General features: G+C 49.5%; 17 protein-coding genes. 6 read left to right on the forward strand and 11 right to left on the reverse strand.

Annotated features, from left to right (window positions below; genetic code table 11):
- Position 1 precedes the first annotated feature (1 nt).
- From MOST_RS00745 to MOST_RS00765, 5 genes are all read right to left on the reverse strand, one after another.
- Positions 2-916: a carbohydrate ABC transporter permease gene (locus MOST_RS00745; protein ID WP_054938262.1), complete on the reverse strand. Its 915-nt coding sequence runs from the start codon at positions 914-916 to the stop codon at positions 2-4.
- Entirely contained in the window at positions 913-2,253 is a 1,341-nt protein-coding gene (locus MOST_RS00750) for an ABC transporter substrate-binding protein (protein WP_054938261.1), read from the reverse strand. Before MOST_RS00750 ends, MOST_RS00745 begins: the two co-directional genes overlap by 4 nt.
- A 61-nt stretch (positions 2,254-2,314) precedes the next feature.
- Positions 2,315-3,424, reverse strand: a complete 1,110-nt coding sequence (locus tag MOST_RS00755) for an ABC transporter ATP-binding protein (protein WP_054938260.1) — start codon at positions 3,422-3,424, stop codon at positions 2,315-2,317.
- A complete protein-coding gene (locus MOST_RS00760; RefSeq protein WP_083476850.1) occupies positions 3,411-4,646 on the reverse strand; it encodes a diphosphate--fructose-6-phosphate 1-phosphotransferase in 1,236 nt (411 codons plus the stop codon). The genes MOST_RS00755 and MOST_RS00760 overlap by 14 nt, the downstream gene beginning before the upstream one ends.
- Positions 4,647-4,700: 54 nt before the next feature.
- Positions 4,701-5,468 (reverse strand): GntR family transcriptional regulator, encoded by a 768-nt coding sequence (locus MOST_RS00765; protein ID WP_054938258.1) that lies wholly within the window; start codon positions 5,466-5,468, stop codon positions 4,701-4,703.
- A gap of 111 nt (positions 5,469-5,579) precedes the next feature.
- Here MOST_RS00765 and MOST_RS00770 point away from each other — a divergent pair, with 111 nt between their 5' ends.
- A complete protein-coding gene (locus MOST_RS00770) occupies positions 5,580-6,425 on the forward strand; it encodes a class II fructose-bisphosphate aldolase (RefSeq protein ID WP_054938257.1) in 846 nt (281 codons plus the stop codon).
- 242 nt (positions 6,426-6,667) lie between these two features.
- Here MOST_RS00770 and MOST_RS00775 read toward each other — a convergent pair whose 3' ends face one another.
- Positions 6,668-6,943: a DUF433 domain-containing protein gene (locus MOST_RS00775; protein ID WP_106006985.1), complete on the reverse strand. Its 276-nt coding sequence runs from the start codon at positions 6,941-6,943 to the stop codon at positions 6,668-6,670.
- Positions 6,944-7,149: 206 nt separating this feature from the next.
- Here MOST_RS00775 and MOST_RS00780 point away from each other — a divergent pair, with 206 nt between their 5' ends.
- From MOST_RS00780 to MOST_RS00800, 5 genes are all read left to right on the forward strand, one after another.
- Positions 7,150-8,079: a triose-phosphate isomerase gene (locus MOST_RS00780; protein WP_054938256.1), complete on the forward strand. Its 930-nt coding sequence runs from the start codon at positions 7,150-7,152 to the stop codon at positions 8,077-8,079.
- Between the two features lie 340 nt (positions 8,080-8,419).
- Positions 8,420-9,841: a lactate racemase domain-containing protein gene (locus MOST_RS00785; protein WP_208974890.1), complete on the forward strand. Its 1,422-nt coding sequence runs from the start codon at positions 8,420-8,422 to the stop codon at positions 9,839-9,841.
- 162 nt (positions 9,842-10,003) lie between these two features.
- Entirely contained in the window at positions 10,004-10,759 is a 756-nt protein-coding gene (locus MOST_RS00790; RefSeq protein WP_054938255.1) for a GntR family transcriptional regulator, read from the forward strand.
- 201 nt (positions 10,760-10,960) lie between these two features.
- The gene (locus MOST_RS00795; protein WP_106006988.1) at positions 10,961-11,776 is read left to right on the forward strand and encodes a sulfite exporter TauE/SafE family protein; all 816 of its coding nucleotides are present in this window, start codon (positions 10,961-10,963) and stop codon (positions 11,774-11,776) included.
- Between the two features lie 4 nt (positions 11,777-11,780).
- Complete coding sequence (locus MOST_RS00800; RefSeq protein ID WP_208974889.1) at positions 11,781-12,167, forward strand: DUF1634 domain-containing protein; 387 nt, start codon at positions 11,781-11,783, stop codon at positions 12,165-12,167.
- A 168-nt stretch (positions 12,168-12,335) separates the two neighbouring features.
- Here the strand turns inward: MOST_RS00800 and ilvD are convergent, their stop codons facing one another.
- From ilvD to MOST_RS00825, 5 genes are all read right to left on the reverse strand, one after another.
- Complete coding sequence (gene ilvD / locus MOST_RS00805) at positions 12,336-14,009, reverse strand: dihydroxy-acid dehydratase (protein ID WP_054938253.1); 1,674 nt, start codon at positions 14,007-14,009, stop codon at positions 12,336-12,338.
- A gap of 130 nt (positions 14,010-14,139) precedes the next feature.
- Positions 14,140-15,036, reverse strand: a complete 897-nt coding sequence (locus tag MOST_RS00810) for a dihydrodipicolinate synthase family protein (RefSeq protein WP_054938252.1) — start codon at positions 15,034-15,036, stop codon at positions 14,140-14,142.
- A gap of 94 nt (positions 15,037-15,130) precedes the next feature.
- The gene (locus MOST_RS00815; protein WP_054938251.1) at positions 15,131-16,645 is read right to left on the reverse strand and encodes a tripartite tricarboxylate transporter permease; all 1,515 of its coding nucleotides are present in this window, start codon (positions 16,643-16,645) and stop codon (positions 15,131-15,133) included.
- An 11-nt stretch (positions 16,646-16,656) separates the two neighbouring features.
- Positions 16,657-17,139: a tripartite tricarboxylate transporter TctB family protein gene (locus MOST_RS00820; protein ID WP_054938250.1), complete on the reverse strand. Its 483-nt coding sequence runs from the start codon at positions 17,137-17,139 to the stop codon at positions 16,657-16,659.
- Between the two features lie 3 nt (positions 17,140-17,142).
- Positions 17,143-18,123, reverse strand: a complete 981-nt coding sequence (locus tag MOST_RS00825; RefSeq protein WP_054938249.1) for a phosphoglycerate dehydrogenase — start codon at positions 18,121-18,123, stop codon at positions 17,143-17,145.
- Positions 18,124-18,133: the final 10 nt, after the last annotated feature.

Below are 18,133 nucleotides of genomic sequence, written 5' to 3' on the forward strand. Positions count from 1 at the left end.
GTTAATTAGCCCTCCTACGTAAAGCGCTAAACACCAAGCTAAAGGCCATGACTAAAAGTAATAAAAACAGCATTATAGCACTACCATAGCTCATATCCATATAATTAAAGCCCTGGAGGTAGGAGTAAACGTTCAGGGTAGTAGAAGCGTTATTGGGCCCCCCTTTGGTCATTATATAAATCGTATCGAAAAAACGAATTAAATCAACGCTTCTCAATAACATTGCTACCACAATGACCGGGCGCAAAAGTGGTAAAGTTATATGGATAAGAGTCTGCCATTTTGTAGCTCCATCAATCAAAGCTGCCTCAAACGGTTCGGTTGGAAGGGCTCTCATACCGCCTGTAACAATTAAAGCCATAAAGGGTGTCCATTCCCAAATATCAATGATAGCCAAAGATGGCAAAACAGTTTTAGGATCACCCAACCAAGCCAGAGGTTTTAAACCAACCAGTTTAAGTAAATAATTGGCTGCTCCTAAAGTAGGATCATAAATCTGAATCCACATCATCCCAATAGCAACAGAGGCAATTATAGAAGGCACTAAGATTAAAGCTTGAAATATTTTTTGTCCCGGAATGTCTCTGCTTAATAAAATGCCCAAATATGTGCCGATCAATGTTTCAAAGAACAAACAGATTATGAAAAGTTTAATCGTCACTTGAAGAGCAAGCCAGAAAACTTCATCTCTAAGCATTCGGGTAAAATTACTGAGACCTACAAATTCCGTTACCCCACCACCTGGTGTCCATTTTGTCAAAGAAAGAAAAACAGCATATCCTATGGGGAATAAAATCATTATCAGAGTAAATAAAGCTGCTGGTGTTACCATAAAAAATGGTGTCCAGATTTCTTTCCACATATTAGAAGGGTGGGGATGGGGCAGAGCCCCATCCCCCTTTCTTAATATACTCATTGTTGCTTTAAAACCTCCACCAACTTTTGCTGAATCTCTTGAGCAACCTGGGTTGGTGTAGCCTGACTTAGAATAGCTTTATCAATAGCTTCACCAATGATCTTTCTCACTTCAGCTTGTTTAACAGCTGGAGGACCTACTTGGGGATTACCTTTTTCCATAATCACTTTTAAGGCACTGGCCCATTCTTGACGGACTGGCTCGGCTAGGGATTTCTTAAATTCAGCATTCTCCCATACTGAAGCTCGCGGGCTAGCAATGCCTTTTAAAGCCAGTCTTAACTGCATCTCTGGGCTGGTAGCCCAGCGTACAAACTTCCAGGCAGCCTCTTTATGCTGCGAAAACGCTGAGATGGAAATACCCCATTGTAAAACGGTAGGATGATCACCACCAGGCCCGGGTGGAATTGGAATTACACCTACATTTTCTACGACCCTAGAACTTTTAGGATCAATTATTGTTGCCAGCTCATTTGAGGCATCTATTTCCATCGCTACCTTACCCTGAGTAAACAGCGATGTTGATTGATAAAATGTATTATTAACTACTCCTGGAGGACCATATTTGCCTGCTAATGTAGCATAAAGCTCAATTGCTTTAATAGCTTGCGGTTTGTCAAAATTAGGTTTACCATTGCTATCCAGCCATTCTAAACCCATATTATGAAAGAAGGGGCCAAAGGTATAACATACTGCCGGCGGAAGACCGCGCAGGGCCACACCATATACTTCTCCATTGGTCTTTTCCTGGATAGTTCGAGCAATGGACACTAAATCGTCCAAGGTTTTAGGCAAAGGGATATTATACTTTGTGAACAAATCTTTCCGGTAAAATACTACTGGACCTTCAACAATTATAGGGATACCAACTAATTTCCCTTCTATTTTTTCTCCTTCCAGGGGCCCCTTCATAAAATCATTAAATTTATAATCTGGTGGTGTCAAATTGGGATCATTAACGTATTTATCCAATGGCTCATAAAAACCGGCTTTAGCATAGGCTAGTCCTTCATAAGATTTCAATGACATCCACACATCGATATCTGGGCTTTTAGCCTGTAAGGTCATTAAGGATTTATCGCGTGTCTGCTGCTCCGTTAATATTTGCATATTTACTTTAATTCCCGTTTCTTTTTCGAACTCAGGAATGAAGGGTTCAATCGCAGTCGTCCAAGGATGCTTTTGAGTCAAAAGGTTAATCGTTTCGCCCTGCTTGGAAACATTCTGTTGGTTTTGCCCGACAGTATTATTTTTTTGCCCACCGCATCCTACAATGCTTAGGATGCTCAAAAGTAGCCCCGCAACAATAATTAAAATCTTTAATTTTTGTTTAGCCATCTATGAACCCCCCAGAATTAAATATTAAATTTTTCTTTTAAGGCAACAGATATCTACATTTTTAACCTTCCACACCAAAAGTCTTCACACAGGTACCACTTTGACCATCAAACAGGTGCAGGTTTCCTTGACTGGCTTTAACTTTAATAACTGCGCCTATTTGCGGCGCCTTCTCAAATCCGCTCGCCTTAATGACAACCTCCTCTTTACCTGGAGTTCTGGCATGGATAATTGTTTCCGAGCCTATATTCTCTACCACCTCCACTTCGCAGGATATACATTCGTTCTTACTGTTCTCGCCATTCACTATAGACAGGCTTTCAGGGCGTATGCCCAATATAACGTCTTTGTTCGGAGATGTCGCCATATCTGTTGCCAAAAGGGTTAAGGTGATCCCCTGGGCTTTAAACAGCCACTTCCCGTTTGTTTTTTCGAGAGTGCCCTTGATAAAATTCATTGGTGGCGACCCTATAAACCCGGCTACAAAGATATTGCCCGGATTATTATAAATTTCTCTCGGGGTCCCTACTTGCTGGACAACCCCATCCTTCATGACGACGATCCGCGTCCCCATGGTCATGGCTTCCGTCTGGTCGTGGGTTACATAAATAACCGTCGTTTCTAGACGCTGGTGCAATTTGATCAGTTCGGCCCGGGTCTGCACCCTCAGCTTGGCATCCAGGTTACTTAATGGCTCATCCATAAGAAACACCTGGGGATGGCGGACTATAGCCCGGCCCAGGGCCACCCGCTGCCGCTGGCCACCGGAAAGCTGCTTGGGATACCTGTCCAGCAAGTGGGCTATGCCTAAAATCTCGGCTGCTTCTTTGACGCGGGCTTCAATTTCTTTCTTAGGCAATTTTCGCAAACGCAATCCAAAGGCCATGTTATCAAAGACCTTCATATGAGGATAGAGGGCGTAGTTCTGAAAGACCATGGCTATATCCCGGTCTTTGGGCTCTAGGTGGGTTACCTTCCGCTCGCCGATGTAAATATCTCCTTCTGTGGGCGTCTCCAGACCGGCAATCATCCGCAAGGTGGTACTCTTGCCGCAACCGGAAGGCCCCACGAGAACTAAAAATTCACCGTCTTTAATCTCCAGATCAGTCCTGGCAACAGCCGTGGTGTTGCCGAAAACCTTGCTCACTCCTTCAAGCCTAACTCCTGCCAAGGCAAGTCCTCCCTCCACAAACAGCGCATGTTGCAGCATTTCCAGTTCTTAAATCGCCCGGCCATAGAACCGGCTCTATCGCTCCTACCAGGGGCGCCAGCCATTTTACGAATTCCTGGGTCACTCTCTTATTGACCTGGTCGTAATAGTTCAACGGTACCTGTTTCTCTCTTCCGGCTACCTGCTCCAGGGGAGTAACACCGGTTTCCGAGTAGTCCCCCTCCCTGATGAGGGTTATCATTTGCCCCCCTCCCCCGGCAACGGCCACCTGCACCGCCTTGCGCCCGACCCGGTAGGCTTCTTCCTCATCAACCGGAGAAACGCAGGCGGCAAAGCTCCTTTGATTCATCCCCAGGATCTGCGCCCGCGCCCGTACGCCCAGCCTTTCGTTGACCAGCTGCGCCAGGTATTCAGCCGCCCCGGTTCTCACCGTATGACATCCCGCATCAGTCATACCAGTAAAGGGCGTATTGCCCATGGGTTCACCCTTCTTGTTGCGCAGGCCTTCACCGATAACCGCTACCACATAGCCCTGGCTTTTGTATACCTTTTCAATATGATTGATAAAGTCGTCTTCATCAACAGGTACTTCCGGGATAAAGAGGGGATTAATGGTCGTGGTGGGGCCCATGGCCAGGAAAGAAGCAGCCGCCAGCCACCCCACCATGCGGCCCATGGTTTCAATAATGCGTACCTGCTCAAAGCGCTGCATGGCCTGTAGGTCCAGAACCTGGTCCCTCACCGACATGGCTACATAACGGGCCGCGCTGCCGTAACCGGGGGCATGATCGGTCACTTCCAGGTCGTTATCTACGGTCTTGGGCACGCCGACAATCTCTATAGCCATGTTTTTTTGCCGGCAGGCTTCTTGCAGCCGTAGGCAGGTCTCCATGGTACCGTTCCCGCCAATAAATAGAAAATAATGGCAATCATTGTCTTTAAAAAACTTGACAATCTTAAGTATATCTTCATCAGTCAGGGGATAACGGCTGCCTCCCAGCACAGCCGCCGGTGTGTGCCGTAACTTTTGCAACTCTTCCCTGCTTAAGTTACTTAGGTCGACAATTTCTCCCCTTAAAGCGCCTTCCAGGCCGTGGAATAAGCCATATACCCGGTCTACCTGCACCTGCCTTCCGGCCTCAGCGATAATTCCCGCCAAGGTGCTGTTGATTACCGAAGTGGGACCGCCTGATTGGGCCACAAACAACGACTTCTGCTTCATTTCAAATTACCACTCGCTCCGTATATGTTTAATTAATGTTGGCTTAATTCCATTTTATGGTAGCAAAATCCCTTCTATGTCTTTGTTACTTGGGTACAAAAAGACACGGTACTTATAGCGGTCGGCCCGATAGGCGTTGATGGAAAGCTCCACAGGGCGGTCGCCGGCGTAGGCGAGGCGTTCCATGATGAGCACAGGAAAGCCCACCCTTACGCCCAGTAGTTGGGCTTCCTTTTTGCGCGCCACACCGGCGGCAATGGTCTGCTCGGCCCTGGTCAGCGTCAGGCCCAGCTCCCTGGTGGCGATCTCATACAGAGCTTCTTTGCTAAGGTCGAATTCGGCCATACGCTTGCCGTATTCATAGGGCCAGTAACTGCGCAGATAAACCACGGGCTTGCCGTTTAATTTCTGCAGCCTTTCCACCAGGAACATCTTCTGGTTGCCAAAGACACTAAGGCCAGGCGTTTTTTCTAGTTCTCGCGGGGTAATTTCCACAGGACGGAGGTCCAGTACATCGGCGCTGGGGGTAAAACCGTGGCGGCGCATCTCTTCAAAGAAACCCGTCAGCTGGCCCAAGGTTTCCTCAACCCGTTCTTTCTTTACAAATGTGCCTTTGCCAGGCTTGCGCTCCAGCCAGCCTTCCTGCACCAGTTGAGCTACCGCCCGGCGAACGGTGGTGCTGCTGACGCCGTACTTCTCCATTAATTCTTTATCGGTAGGGAAAAGATCGCCTACGCTCCACTTGCCATTCTTGATGGCCTCGCGCAGGTCGTTGGTGAGCTGGTAGTGCAATGGAAGGGGTTCATTTTTATTAAAAGCCATAGGGGGTGCCCCATTCCTCTTTGTAATATTATATATTTGCGTCTTTACACTTTAATTATATTTTGTTAGTATTATTGCGTCAAGCAGTTTTTTTAAAAGGAGGTTAAAAAAATGTTAACACCAGCTACTGAACTGTTAGACCGGGCGCAAAGGGGGAACTATGCCATTGCCGCCTTTAATTTTCACAACCTGGAAATCTTGCAGGCCATAATCGAAACCGCAGAAGCTGAAAAAGCCCCGATAATCCTGCAGATCACGCCTGCCTACCTGGAGAAAATCGGGGCTACGGCCGCTGCCGCCATGGCCCGGGAAGCGGCAGTCGCCGCCAGAGTACCGGTAGCCCTGCATCTGGACCACAGCGACAGTTTTAAATGGATCGTCTGGGCCCTGGCCCACGGTTTTACTTCAGTGATGATCGATGCCTCCAAATTGCCACTGGCGGAAAATATCGCCCTCTCGCGGCAGGTGGCTGAAGCTGCCCATGCCACCGGTGCTACCGCCGAGGCCGAGCTGGGGCATATTGGTGGGGTGGAAGATTCCGTTGACCGGGGCAGCGCTGGTACCGGCCTGGCCGACCCCGATGAAGCGGCGCGGCTGGTGCAGGAAAGTGGCATCGACGCCCTGGCCCCCGCTCTGGGCACGGCCCACGGCCTGTATACATCCGAGCCGAAAATCGACTTTGAACGCCTGGATAAAATCCGGGAGCTGACGCCGGTACCCCTGGTCCTCCACGGCGGCTCCGGGATCCCTGACACCATGATCCGGGAGGCCATCAGCAGGGGGATAGCCAAAGTTAACATTGGTACGGAACTGAAGGTTGCCTGGGCGGAAGCCATGCAGGCAGCCCTGACAACCGGGGAAAAGGAACCCTGGAAGGCGGCGATTAAGGCCAGGGAAGCCGTGCGGGAAGTGGTAAAGCATAAAATCCACCTGTGCGGGTGCGCCGGCAAGGCTTAGAGCGCACGCAAGTACCAGCGGGTTATACCACATCGTTCTAAAAAAATAAGGCGGTACTATTTACCGCCTTATTCTAAACTTATCTTCGCTTATAATAACGAGTGCTCTTTCAATCTTTTTAGGGTCCATTTGTCTTAAAAAGTCTTCCATTGCCCTATCTATTCTTGGCGGAATCGCCGGTTTGATACGGGGAACGAAGAATTGCCAAGGTGGAGGGGAAAACATTCTCATCGGTTAAAAATTTAACCATTGCTGGCGACTCCATATGATTCCTCTATTTCCCCCACCCTACATAATTTCGCCGCATATCTCATGCAGGCTTTAATATCTTCTGAAGTCAAATGCGGATACAGCTTAATGATTTCGTCAAAGGAATATCCCTCAGAAAGTAGATCCAATATTAAATAAACCGCTATTCTGGTACCTTTTATTACTGGTTTCCCGCCTAAAATTTCAGGATTGCAAATGATGCATCCATATTTAATACCTCCAATTATATTAAGCCTTTTGGCTAACATCAGGCCACCTCAAATATTATATCCTATCGGAAAGCATATACCATCACTTTTCTCAATTATTTTTTAGCCTTGTTACGTACATTTCATACCCCTGCTCTCCAGTACCGTATTATTTTTTTAATATCCCTACATCTTGCCTTTTACTTTCCCATATATTATACTGGTACTAACCAGCATACCTCAAAGGGGAAGCAAGGAGGAGGCCTATGAAGGAAATCTTCGTTAACCTCAAACGCTTTGAAGTTCCGAAAAACCTGGGGGGTATATGCCCGCTCGACAATCCCATAAAATGGATTGAATGGGTGATGGAGGAAAGCGTAACATACGGGCTAGGGAAACTGCCCGACATAAGAGTTACCTACCTTTTACCCGAGGCTCTCATTATCAGCGCTTTAGCAAAACTGGCCTCCTATTCGGCGGGCGAAGTGCAAAACCTGCAGATCGGCTGCCAGGGGGTTTTCCGGGAAGATGTCACTCCCGGCGGTAACTTTGGCGCCTTCACCACCAACCTGCCGGCCGCTGCGGCCAAAAACCTGGGCTGTACCTGGACGATCATCGGCCATTCCGAAGAGCGCAGAGATAAACTGGGAATTATTGAGCGTTATGATCCTTCTTATAATGATAGTGAAACGGCAAGAACTAAAGCGATGCATGCTTTGAACAGTATCATTAATGAAGAAGTTATCTGCGCTCTCCGGGCGGGGTTAAATGTATTGTTGTGTGTAGGTGAAACAGCAGTCGAAAGAGGGGATGGGAGCTTTGCCGAACAAAAACCCCGTATTGAAGCTGTCTTAAGATCCCAGCTTGAAATGGGATTACAGGGTATTGAAGGTAAAACTGGTGACAATAAAATTGTAATCGGATACGAACCGGTGTGGGCCATAGGCCCTGGTAAGACACCCCCGGGCAGGGAATATATAAGCTTTGTATCTGCAACTATAAAGGCGATAGTGAAGGAAAGATTTAACTTCGACCCTGTTGTTGTCTACGGCGGCGGTCTGAAAGAAGAAAACGCAAAAATGATAGCAGAAATTGAGACAATAGGCGGCGGTCTGGTCGCTTTAACCAGGTTCACCGGCGATATAGGTTTTGAACCGGAAGGATTGAAAAATATCATTGCCAAGTACGTGGCATAATCTTTTTAAGAACAAGGGGCTTATCCTTTAGAATTGTTTCCCTTGATCGAGATGGTTAAAAAGGGGAGTATGGTTTAATTAAATTATACTTTATCATCCATTTGTTCATAAAACGGAGTGGAAGCGGAGAGAAAGTGGAGAGAAACCGGAGTGCTCATTAAGTAGCATTTAATTGTTATCAAGGCATCCATACCGCTGCAGCAACATTACTGGCATCTACCGGCAGCGAGCGACCTGGTCCGGACGGTTCAGCCGCTCTGGACAAAACCGGAAAGTGAGCAATAACAATGCCGGCACGGCAGGAATTTTATTTGAAGGTAAAAGAAAGGAGTTGTTCCCTGTGCAGGAAGTCCTGATAGAATACGGCGACGCCAAAATGCCCATTGAAGTGCCGGATACGGCCACCATCTTCCAGGTGGGCAGGGATAACGTCGACCCGCCGGAAGTCGATCCCTATGAAGCCACGCGCCGGGCCCTGGCCAATCCCCTGGGCATGCCGCCTTTATGCCGGCTGGTTAAAAAGGGCAGCCGGGTGGTCATCGCTTTTCCCGACCGGGTTAAAGGAGGCGCCCATGCAAGGGCTCACCGGAGGGTATGCATCCCCATTATTGTTGAGGAACTGCAGAAAGCCGGCGTCGAGGCTAAGGACATCAAGCTCATCTGCGCCATGGGGCTGCATCGCAAGAATACCAAAGATGAACTTTACTGGTACCTGGGCCGGGAGATCGTCGACGCCTTCTGGCCCGACCGCCTGGTGATGCACGACGCCGAAGACCCTGAGGGCATCGTCGAGTATGGCTACGATGAAATGGGCAACGTCGTCAACGTCAACCGCGATGTGGCTGAAGCCGACCTGGCCATTATGATCGGCCACGTCCAGGGCAACCCCTACGGCGGTTATAGCGGGGGCTATAAGATGTGCGTCACCGGCGTCACCACCTGGCGCTCCATTCGCTGCCACCACTGCCCGGATACCATGCACCGGGATGATTTTATCCCCGTCAACACCAACAAAAGTTTAATGCGCCGGCAATTCGATTCCATCGGCCAGGCTATTGAAAAAGGTATGGGTAAAAAGTTTTTCTGCGTAGATGCCGTCACCGGCACCAATTCCCAGGTCCTGGGAGTTTATGCAGGCGCTGCCAAAGAAGTGCAGGAAGCCAGCTGGCAGCTGGCCGAGCGCCGCACCAATGTTTATCTGGACATCAAAGATAAATTTGATATTATGGTTTTTGGTTTGCCCCGGACTTTTCACTATGGGCCGGGCATGGGCACCAACCCCATCCTGATGCTCCAGGCTATCGGTGCCAACCTGGCACGCAACTTTGACGTATTTAACGACGGCGGCGTCATCATCGCCCCATCCCTGTGCGACGGCTGGTTCAATGACGAATGGTTCCCCTCTTACCGCAAGGTATTTAATAAGCTCCAGGAAGTAGCCGATTTTGCAGAAGCCGTCCGCTTTGAGGATGAAATTGCCCATGACCCGGAGGATATATATAAATACCGTTACGCTTACGGCTATCACCCCTTCCATGCCCTTTCCATGGTTTCCATGGGAGGCGTAGCTTTAAAGCACACCAGTGCCATTTTTATTCCTGGCGCCAGGAAACCGGGTTATGCCCGGGCCATGGGGTGTATCCCCACCAATACCTTTGCCGAAGCTTTGAAGCGAGCCGAAAAATATGTGGGTAAGAACCCGCGCATCCTGGTGCTCCCTGAATCTTTCCTGAAGGTCTCAGTACATCTAAAACGTAAGTAGACCAGGCATGTGTACCCCTGCAGGGCCCGACGGGATGGGTATACTTCTACGGCCCAGACGGCATCAGTACAGGATAAAAGCTATATCTGTAACCTCCATGGCATAAACCAAACTAAGCGAAAGTGAGAGGCTTTAATTGAGAAATTAAGGGAGGCTTCCCCTGTGCTCTATCCCGGCAGCGCTAAACCGTTATATGAACAACTCAAAGACATCCTCAAACAAAAAATCACCGCCGGGGAATTTAAGCCCGGGGAAGCCTTGCCTGGTGAAAGGCAATTAATGGATACCTACGGTGTCAGCCGGGTTACCGTCAGGCAGGCCATCGGCGAACTGGTCAACGAAGGTTTATTATACCGCCATCATGGCAAAGGCACCTTTGTCGCCCCCAAACGCATCGAGCGGCCCCTTGCCAGGCTCCTGGGCGTAGCCGAAGAACTAACGCTGGAAGGGCTGGAGGTAGAGATCAAGGTTATTAAAACCGTTATCCAAGACTCTACACCTGAGATCCGCCAGGAACTCCAGCTAGCTGAAGGCGAGCCTGTCTTTTGGGTAGCCCGTTTAATCACCGCCGGCCAGCAGCCCCTGGTACTTGATCATAGTTATTTCCCGCTAACTATCGGTCGGTTGCTCCAGAACCTCGACCTTTCCAAAGATCTCATATATACCCAGCTTGAGCTTTACGGGTATAAAATCAGCAACGGTAAGCAAAGGATTAGCGCCGGCCGCGCCTCGCGGGAAGAAGCCAGGTACCTGCAGTGCAAGGCAGGCAGCCCCGTCCTGGTCGTCAAGCGCACCACCTACGTCGAAGGAGGATTACCCATCGACTTCTCCTGCGCTATTTACCGTGGCGACCGCTACGAGTATCACGTTAACCTGCAAAGACACCCCGTGGGATTAGAAAATAAGAATGTTAAGTAGTTTGTTGTTAGCGCAAAATGACGATTCCCCTGCAAAAACCTCTTCGCTGCTCTCCGGGTGAAGATAGCAGCCTGCCTCAGGCTCGTTAATCAGACCTGCTAAATAAAGTGGCTGCTATAATGGTCAATGACTGGAGGGGGCGTTTGCAGGAGAAACATCTGGCAGGAGGTCTTATTTTTGGTCAGTCTTTCTTTGACCCTCATGATTTTCGCCGGCTCTGTTCTGGCCGGCGTCATCGGTGCCCTGCTGGGTCTGGGCGGGGGGATCATAATTATCCCTTTGCTTACCCTGGTGTTTGGCATTGACATCCGCTACGCCATCGGCGCCAGCATCGTCTCTGTCATCGCTACCTCCAGCGGCGCCGCGGCGGCCTATATCCGTGACCGCATTACCAATATCCGCATCGGCATGTTCCTGGAGATGGCGACTACCACTGGCGCTATTGTGGGAGCATTTATGGCAGGCCTGATCAGCTCGCGGCTTTTATACTTCATTTTCGCCTTCGTGATGGGTTATTCCACCATGGCCCTTTTCCAGCGCCGCAACGTGGAACTGGCCAGAGATCTGCCCCCCCATCCCCTGGCTATCAAGCTACAACTTGCCGGTAGCTACTACGATCAGGTATTGCACCAGCAGGTTAACTATATCTCGGCCGGGGTCTATGCCGGCTTTGGCACCATGTTTGCTGCCGGCATCCTTTCCGGCCTCCTGGGCATCGGCAACGGCGTGTTCAAGGTAATGGCCATGGATATGTTCATGAAGCTGCCCATGAAGGTGTCAACAGCAACGAGCAACTTCATGATCGGCATTACGGCAGCCGCCAGCGCCGGCATCTATTTCGCCCGGGGGTATATCAACCCTGCTATTACAGCCCCGGTGGCCCTGGGTGTAGTCCTGGGCGCTATCCTGGGGACACGCCTGATGGTTCGCCTGCGCAACGCTACCATACGCAAAGTGTTTCTCCCCGTCCTGGTGTACGTCGCCCTGCAAATGCTAATCAAAGGAATACGGGGGTGATCCTATGGCTTCAGCCGGTGAGCAAAAACAAACAGAAGCAAAGCCTGCCTTTATGGTGGAAGACTTAATCAGCCTGGCCCTGCGGATCGGCGTTATCATCAGCTCTGTTATTACGGCCAGCGGCCTGGTATTACTCCTCATCACCGGCCAGAGCGGTTACCCGGCCGGCACCTTTCCCACCACCATTACGCAGGTCCTGGCCGGCCTGATCCAGCTCAAGCCTTTCGCTATAATTGAATTCGGCCTGCTTATCCTTCTCGCCACACCCATCTTCTGGGTAGCCGCCTCCATAGTTGCTTTCCTGCTGCGCCGTGACTATAGCTACGCTATTATTTCGACCTATGTTTTATTGATGCTGGTGTTAAGCCTTTTGCTGGGTAAAGCGGCGTGAAGGTTGATACATTTTTAGCCCGCCGGTATACTGTTATTCAACATAAAATGGCGCTCTATCTATGTTAGATAATTGCTCCAAGGAAAGCCAAAGCCCCGGCAGGTTTCAGGCCACCGGGGCTTAAGTTTTGTTGCAATATGCCTTCTTTTCAACGCTGCCCGGGTATAACTATTCCTTCAATATGGCTCCCTCATCCGCCGAGGTAACGAGGTGAACGTAACGCTTGAGATAGCCCTTATTTATTTTTAATTCAGGCGGTTGCCAGCTAGCACGGCGCCGATTTATTTCTGTTTCAGGTACCAATAACTCTATTCTGCGCTCAGGAATATCAATTAATATTTGATCTCCTTCTTGCACCAGGCCAATCGGGCCACTGCTGGCTGCTTCCGGGGATATATGACCTACCACCGGCCCCCTGGTAGCGCCGGAAAAGCGCCCGTCGGTTACCAGAGCAACATCCTCCAAACCCATGCCCACCAGGTAAGAAGTTGCCGTCAGCATTTCCCGCATACCGGGACCGCCTTTCGGACCTTCGTAGCGTATGACAATTACGTCACCATGATTAATTTTCCCGCTTGCAATGGCCGCCACCGCTTCTTCCTCGCTGTTAAAGACCCTGGCTGGCCCCTGGTGACGCAACATTAACGGCTTGACTGCCGTTTGTTTGACCACGGCCCCGTGGGGAGCCAGATTACCCTTAAGGATGGCCAGGCTACCCTGGGAACTATAGGCCCTTGCTACCGGACGGATTACTTCCGGGTCTTTATTCTCCGCAGCGGCAGCTATCTCGCCGATTGTCATGCCGCTTACCGTCGGCCGGGAATTATCTAAAAGATCTCCCAGCTCCTTCATTACCACCGGCACGCCGCCGGCGTCTTCCAGGTCCTTTAAGGTATGCTGGCCGCTAGGTTTGATTTTGGCCAGGTAAGGGGTGGAACTGCTGATGCTTTCAAAATCATCAGGGCTAATCTTAATCCCCAGTTCATGGGCAATGGCCGGGATATGCAACAGGCAGTTGGTAGAGCCGCCTACGGCCATGGCCACCCTGATGGCATTAAAGAAAGTTTCCCGTGTTAAAATCGAACTGGGCTTAAAGCCGCTATTTACCAGTTCGACGATGCGGTAGCCGCTGGCTTTAGCCAGGCGCCGCTTCTTCCCTTCGACAGCGTGGGCAGTAGCACAACCTGGCAGGGTCATCCCCAGGGCCTCGGCCACAATGGACATACTATTGGCCGTACCCATCATGGCGCAAGAACCAGCCGTGGGCGAGAGGCAGTTTTCCATCTCTTCAAATTCCTTTTCGCTCAACAATCCACGCTGTACCATACCGGCGGCTTCTTTTAATTCATAGGTAGCATATTCCCGGTCACGGTACCGTCCCGGTAGCATGGGACCACCGGTAACCACAATGGCCGGCAGGTCCAGCCGGGCTGCAGCCATGAGCAGGGCCGGGACAATCTTATCGCACCCCCCCACCAGGACCAGCCCGTCGTAGCGCTGGGCCTCAACCATTACTTCAATGGAATCCACAATTACTTCCCGGCTGGGCAGTACATAACACATGCCCTGGTTTGCCTGGGAAAAGCCGTCGCAAATGGCAATGGTACCAAACTCAAAGGGAATACCCCCAGCAGCATAGACCCCGTCGCGGATATGTTTAACTAACTCGTTTAAGTGGAAATGGCCGGGGTGCATTTCATTATAGGTATTGACGATACCGATGAAAGGCTTGTGCATTTCCCCGGGCAAAATACCTATGTTCTTTAAATGGGCCCGCGGCCCACCGCGGTCCATACCCTCAACTACTTCATAGCTGCGGTAGCGATGATCTTTAGTAAGCATATATGGTTCCTCCGTAAATGGGATGTGCGAGGTGAGAAGTTAGAGGTGGGATCGTAATGAGCCGCATGAATTACTCCACAGCTTGCCGTTAATGACTGTCTGCAATATCACGGCTGCTATACTAGCCGCGTTAAAAGGGTAATCCCAAGTCTTCCAGCTGTTCTCTCAGCTTTCTGCTCTCTTCCGATGTCAGGGGCCGGAGGGGACTATGGGGCACACCGGCATCTATTCCCCGGAACTCCAGGGCTTTTTTATAAGGAGCAACGTGGGTATAGCTCCTGAAGATGGCCCGCAGTTTGATGACCAAGTCCTGGGCCCGTAAAGCCCTTTCCCGGTCGCCGGCCTTAAGGCTTTCGTAAATCTCTACCACCGGTTCGGGAAAGACCGTCGCCGTTGCTGCAACCGCCCCGCTACAACCCATTAAAAGGCTAGCATAGATTTGCGCATCATTACCCATTAGGATGCAAAAATCCTCCGTTACAGCCTGCCGGAAGTTAATGAAGTTCATGAAGTCCATGCTGCTGTCTTTGATACCAACAATATTGGGAAACTCAGATTGCAATTGGGCAACAACCTTTGGGGAAACGGCATTCTTAACATTGCCGGGGATATTGTAAATATATAAAGGGAAATCGGGTACCTGTCTGGCAACGGCACGGTAGTAATTCAGCATCGTAATTTCATCGATACTGTAATAGTAGGGCGGAATGAGCGCTGCCCCGTCGGCTCCAATATCACGAGCGTGGGTCGTAAGCTCGATGGCTTCAGTTAAATTAATGGACCCGGTATGGATAACCACCGGTACCCGCCCTGCTGCTTCTTTGACGGTAATTTCGGCAACTTGCTTGCGCTCCACCGTTGTTAGGAGGACGCCTTCGCCGGTGGAACCACAGGGAAAGAGGCCGTGCACCCCCTTTTCAATTAGGAAATGGGTAAGTCTGGCCACCACTTCTAAATTTAGTTGTCCTTCTTCTGTAACTGGCGTAACTGTTGCTGCAATAATGCCTTCCAACTTTCTGTAGTTCAAATTTAAAACCCCCTAAATTTTATATATGGAACCTTGTTCCCGATATTAGTAAATAAACCTGCCCCTAGAAACCTAAAAAATTAAAGATAATGCTCTATCTCTGCTGGGGAGCAGCTACATTAGTATTCTTAACACCTCTCTTAACCAGCCTGACCAGCAATGGTATTATTAAAACAGCTCCGGCCAGAATGAAAAGGGCTCTTGATAAAGGCTGGGTAATAAAGATCCTAAAGTCACCTTGGGAAAGCATCAGAGACTGGCGTAAGGAATTTTCCATCATAGGGCCAATCACCAGAGCCAGGACCAGGGGAGCCACGGAAAAACGTAATTTGCGTAAGATATAACCGGCAATACCCGCTATCAGCATAATCCAAAGATCAGTAACTGAATTATTAATAGCAAAGGCGCCCACTATACATAACAGCAAAATTATGGGCATTAACAGGTTCTTGGGTGTACGCAAAACATTGACAAACAAGCCTACCAGGGGCAAATTTAAGGCCAGAAGCATGATATTGCCAATATACATACTGGCAATGACCCCCCAGAAAACTTCCGGATGTTCCTGGATTAAAAGAGGGCCTGGTGTAACGCCATGGATCATCATGGCTGACAACAGTAAGGCTGTCGGCGGCGCAAAGGGTATGCCCAACGATAAAAGGGGGACAAAAGCTCCTACAGCCGCTGAGTTGTTGGCTGCTTCCGGCCCGGCCACGCCCTCCGGGGCACCGTGGCCAAATTCCTTTTGGTACTTACTTATCTTGCGCTCTAAAGTATAAGAGAGAAAAGTAGAGATAACTGCTGCCGGACCGGGAATCAAACCTATTAGAAAGCCTAAAAACGAGCCCCTGATAATTGGACCGACCGAACGCCTGGCTTCAGTCCGGTTGGGTAAGAGTTCCCTGAACCTAACCCGGATAATATCTTTTTTCTCAGCCAGCTTTTCTTCAGCAACCTGCAGTACCTCGGCAATCCCAAATAAACCCATGGCGATAGGGACAAAATCTATTCCTTGCTGGAGTTCTACTGAACCAAAGGTAAAGCGCGGCTGGCCGGTAATCATATCTAGCCCTACCGTCCCCAAAAGCAAGCCTACACCCACCATAATAAAAGATTTCAGGAGACCCTGGCCGCTGAGTTGGGATAACACCAGTAAACCGAAGACAGCAATGGCAAAATACTCCGGCGGCCCAAACTTGAGGGCTGCTTCGGCCAGTTTAGGAGCCAATAAGGTTAAAATTACTAGCCCGATAGTCCCAGCTATAAAGGAACCGATGGCTGCCAGGGAGAGGGCAGCTCCACCCCGGCCTTTGCGGGCCATTTTATTGCCTTCGATAGCTGTAACAACGGAGCTGGCCTCACCGGGGATGTTGACCAGTATAGAAGTTGTGGAGCCCCCATACATAGAACCGTAATAAATACCGGCAAACATAATGAGCGCCGTTGCTGGCGGCAGGCCATAGGTAGCCCCTAATAGCAAGGCCATGGAGCCTATCGGTCCAATTCCCGGTAACACACCGACTAAAGTACCCAAAAATACTCCTATGAAGGCGAAGAGAAGATTCATGGGTGTCAGCGCCACCGCAAAACCTTGTAACAATCCTGCCATTGTTCTTCCTCCTAGCCCAGGATACCCTTGGGGAAATAAATACTCAACCAACTGGAAAAAATTATATTAGCCAACACTGTTGTTACTAAGGCTACCAGGAGGGAGATTAGCCAGCTCCGGTATTCCATTACCCTTAAGGCAATAAATAAAAGGATAATGGTTGATAAGATAAATCCCAGATTAACCAGAATAATGGGGTAAATAAGTAAGGCAACAATAATTATCAAGGGTTTTTTAAACCCTGTACTCTCCCCTTCTCCTTCTTCATCCCATAAGTCAACTTCCTGGCCAACACTTTTAGCCGGTAATAATAATTCTTTACCAATAAGCATAATACACAAGACTAATAAAGCTATCCCCATTAACACCGGGACAAAACCCATATCGGGTGCCCCTGCTGAACCAAAGGGTAATTGAAAAGCCTCATACAGATATATCAAGGTAATTATTCCTATACCCAGTGCCCCCATAACATTCCGGGAAATCCTGGCCATACCTTAATCCCCCTTCCTTAGAACTTTGGGATTGAGAATGGCGATAGGGGGGATGCCGTTTAAAACATTAACTACATTCTGAGCTGCTATGGTCCCCATCTTATTAATCGCCTCCACCGTATGGGCACCACTGTGGGGAGACACTACTACATTGGGAAGTTCAAATAAGGGTGAAGAAGTATCAGGAGGTTCTATGTTAAAAACATCCAGACCGGCGCCGCCTAACCTTCCTTCTTTAAGGGCCGTATACAGGGCGGCTTCATCGACAATGTCCCCCCGCGAAGTATTCACCAGGATAGCTCCCGATTTGGTAAGGGCTAATTCCTTAGCCCCAATTAATCCCCGAGTTTCCGGAGTAGCTGGCAGGTGGAGGGAGATAAAATCCGCCTGGCTTAAAAGTTCCTCCAGCGAAACCAACTCGATCCTTTCTCTCGTAATGAAATCCCTATCGGGGTAAGAATCAAAGGCTAGAATCCGCATCTGAAAACCTTTGGCCCGCAGGGCCACTGCTTTACCGATTTTTCCTAAGCCAATGATGCCTATGGTTTTATTCCATAATTCAATCCCCACAACCGTTTGCCAGACACCAGTGCGAACCTGTTTATCAGCTAAAGTTAATTTTCTAGCCACTGCCAGCAGCAAACAAAAGGCCATGTCGGCGACGCTATTACTATTGGCTCCGGGGGCATTACATACGGCAATTTTACGTTCCGTTGCCGCTGCCACATCAATTTTATCCACCCCAACGCCGAACTTGGAAATTACCTTTAGCTGTTGGGCGGCGGCAATAACCCTGGCCGTTATTTCATCTTCACCGCAAATAATTCCGTCTACGTCAGCTACTAAAGATAATATTTCCGCTTCTTTAAGCTTCTGCCCAGGCCAGGGATTTGGTGCGATACGGCAGTTGCCGTTTTCTAATATCCGGAAAGGCTCTTGGGAATAGCGTCCAAATACACGGGCGGTAATTAAGACATTAAACATAACCTCTTAC

The organism is Neomoorella stamsii, assembly GCF_002995805.1.
GTDB lineage: Bacteria > Bacillota > DSM-521 > Neomoorellales > Neomoorellaceae > Neomoorella > Neomoorella stamsii.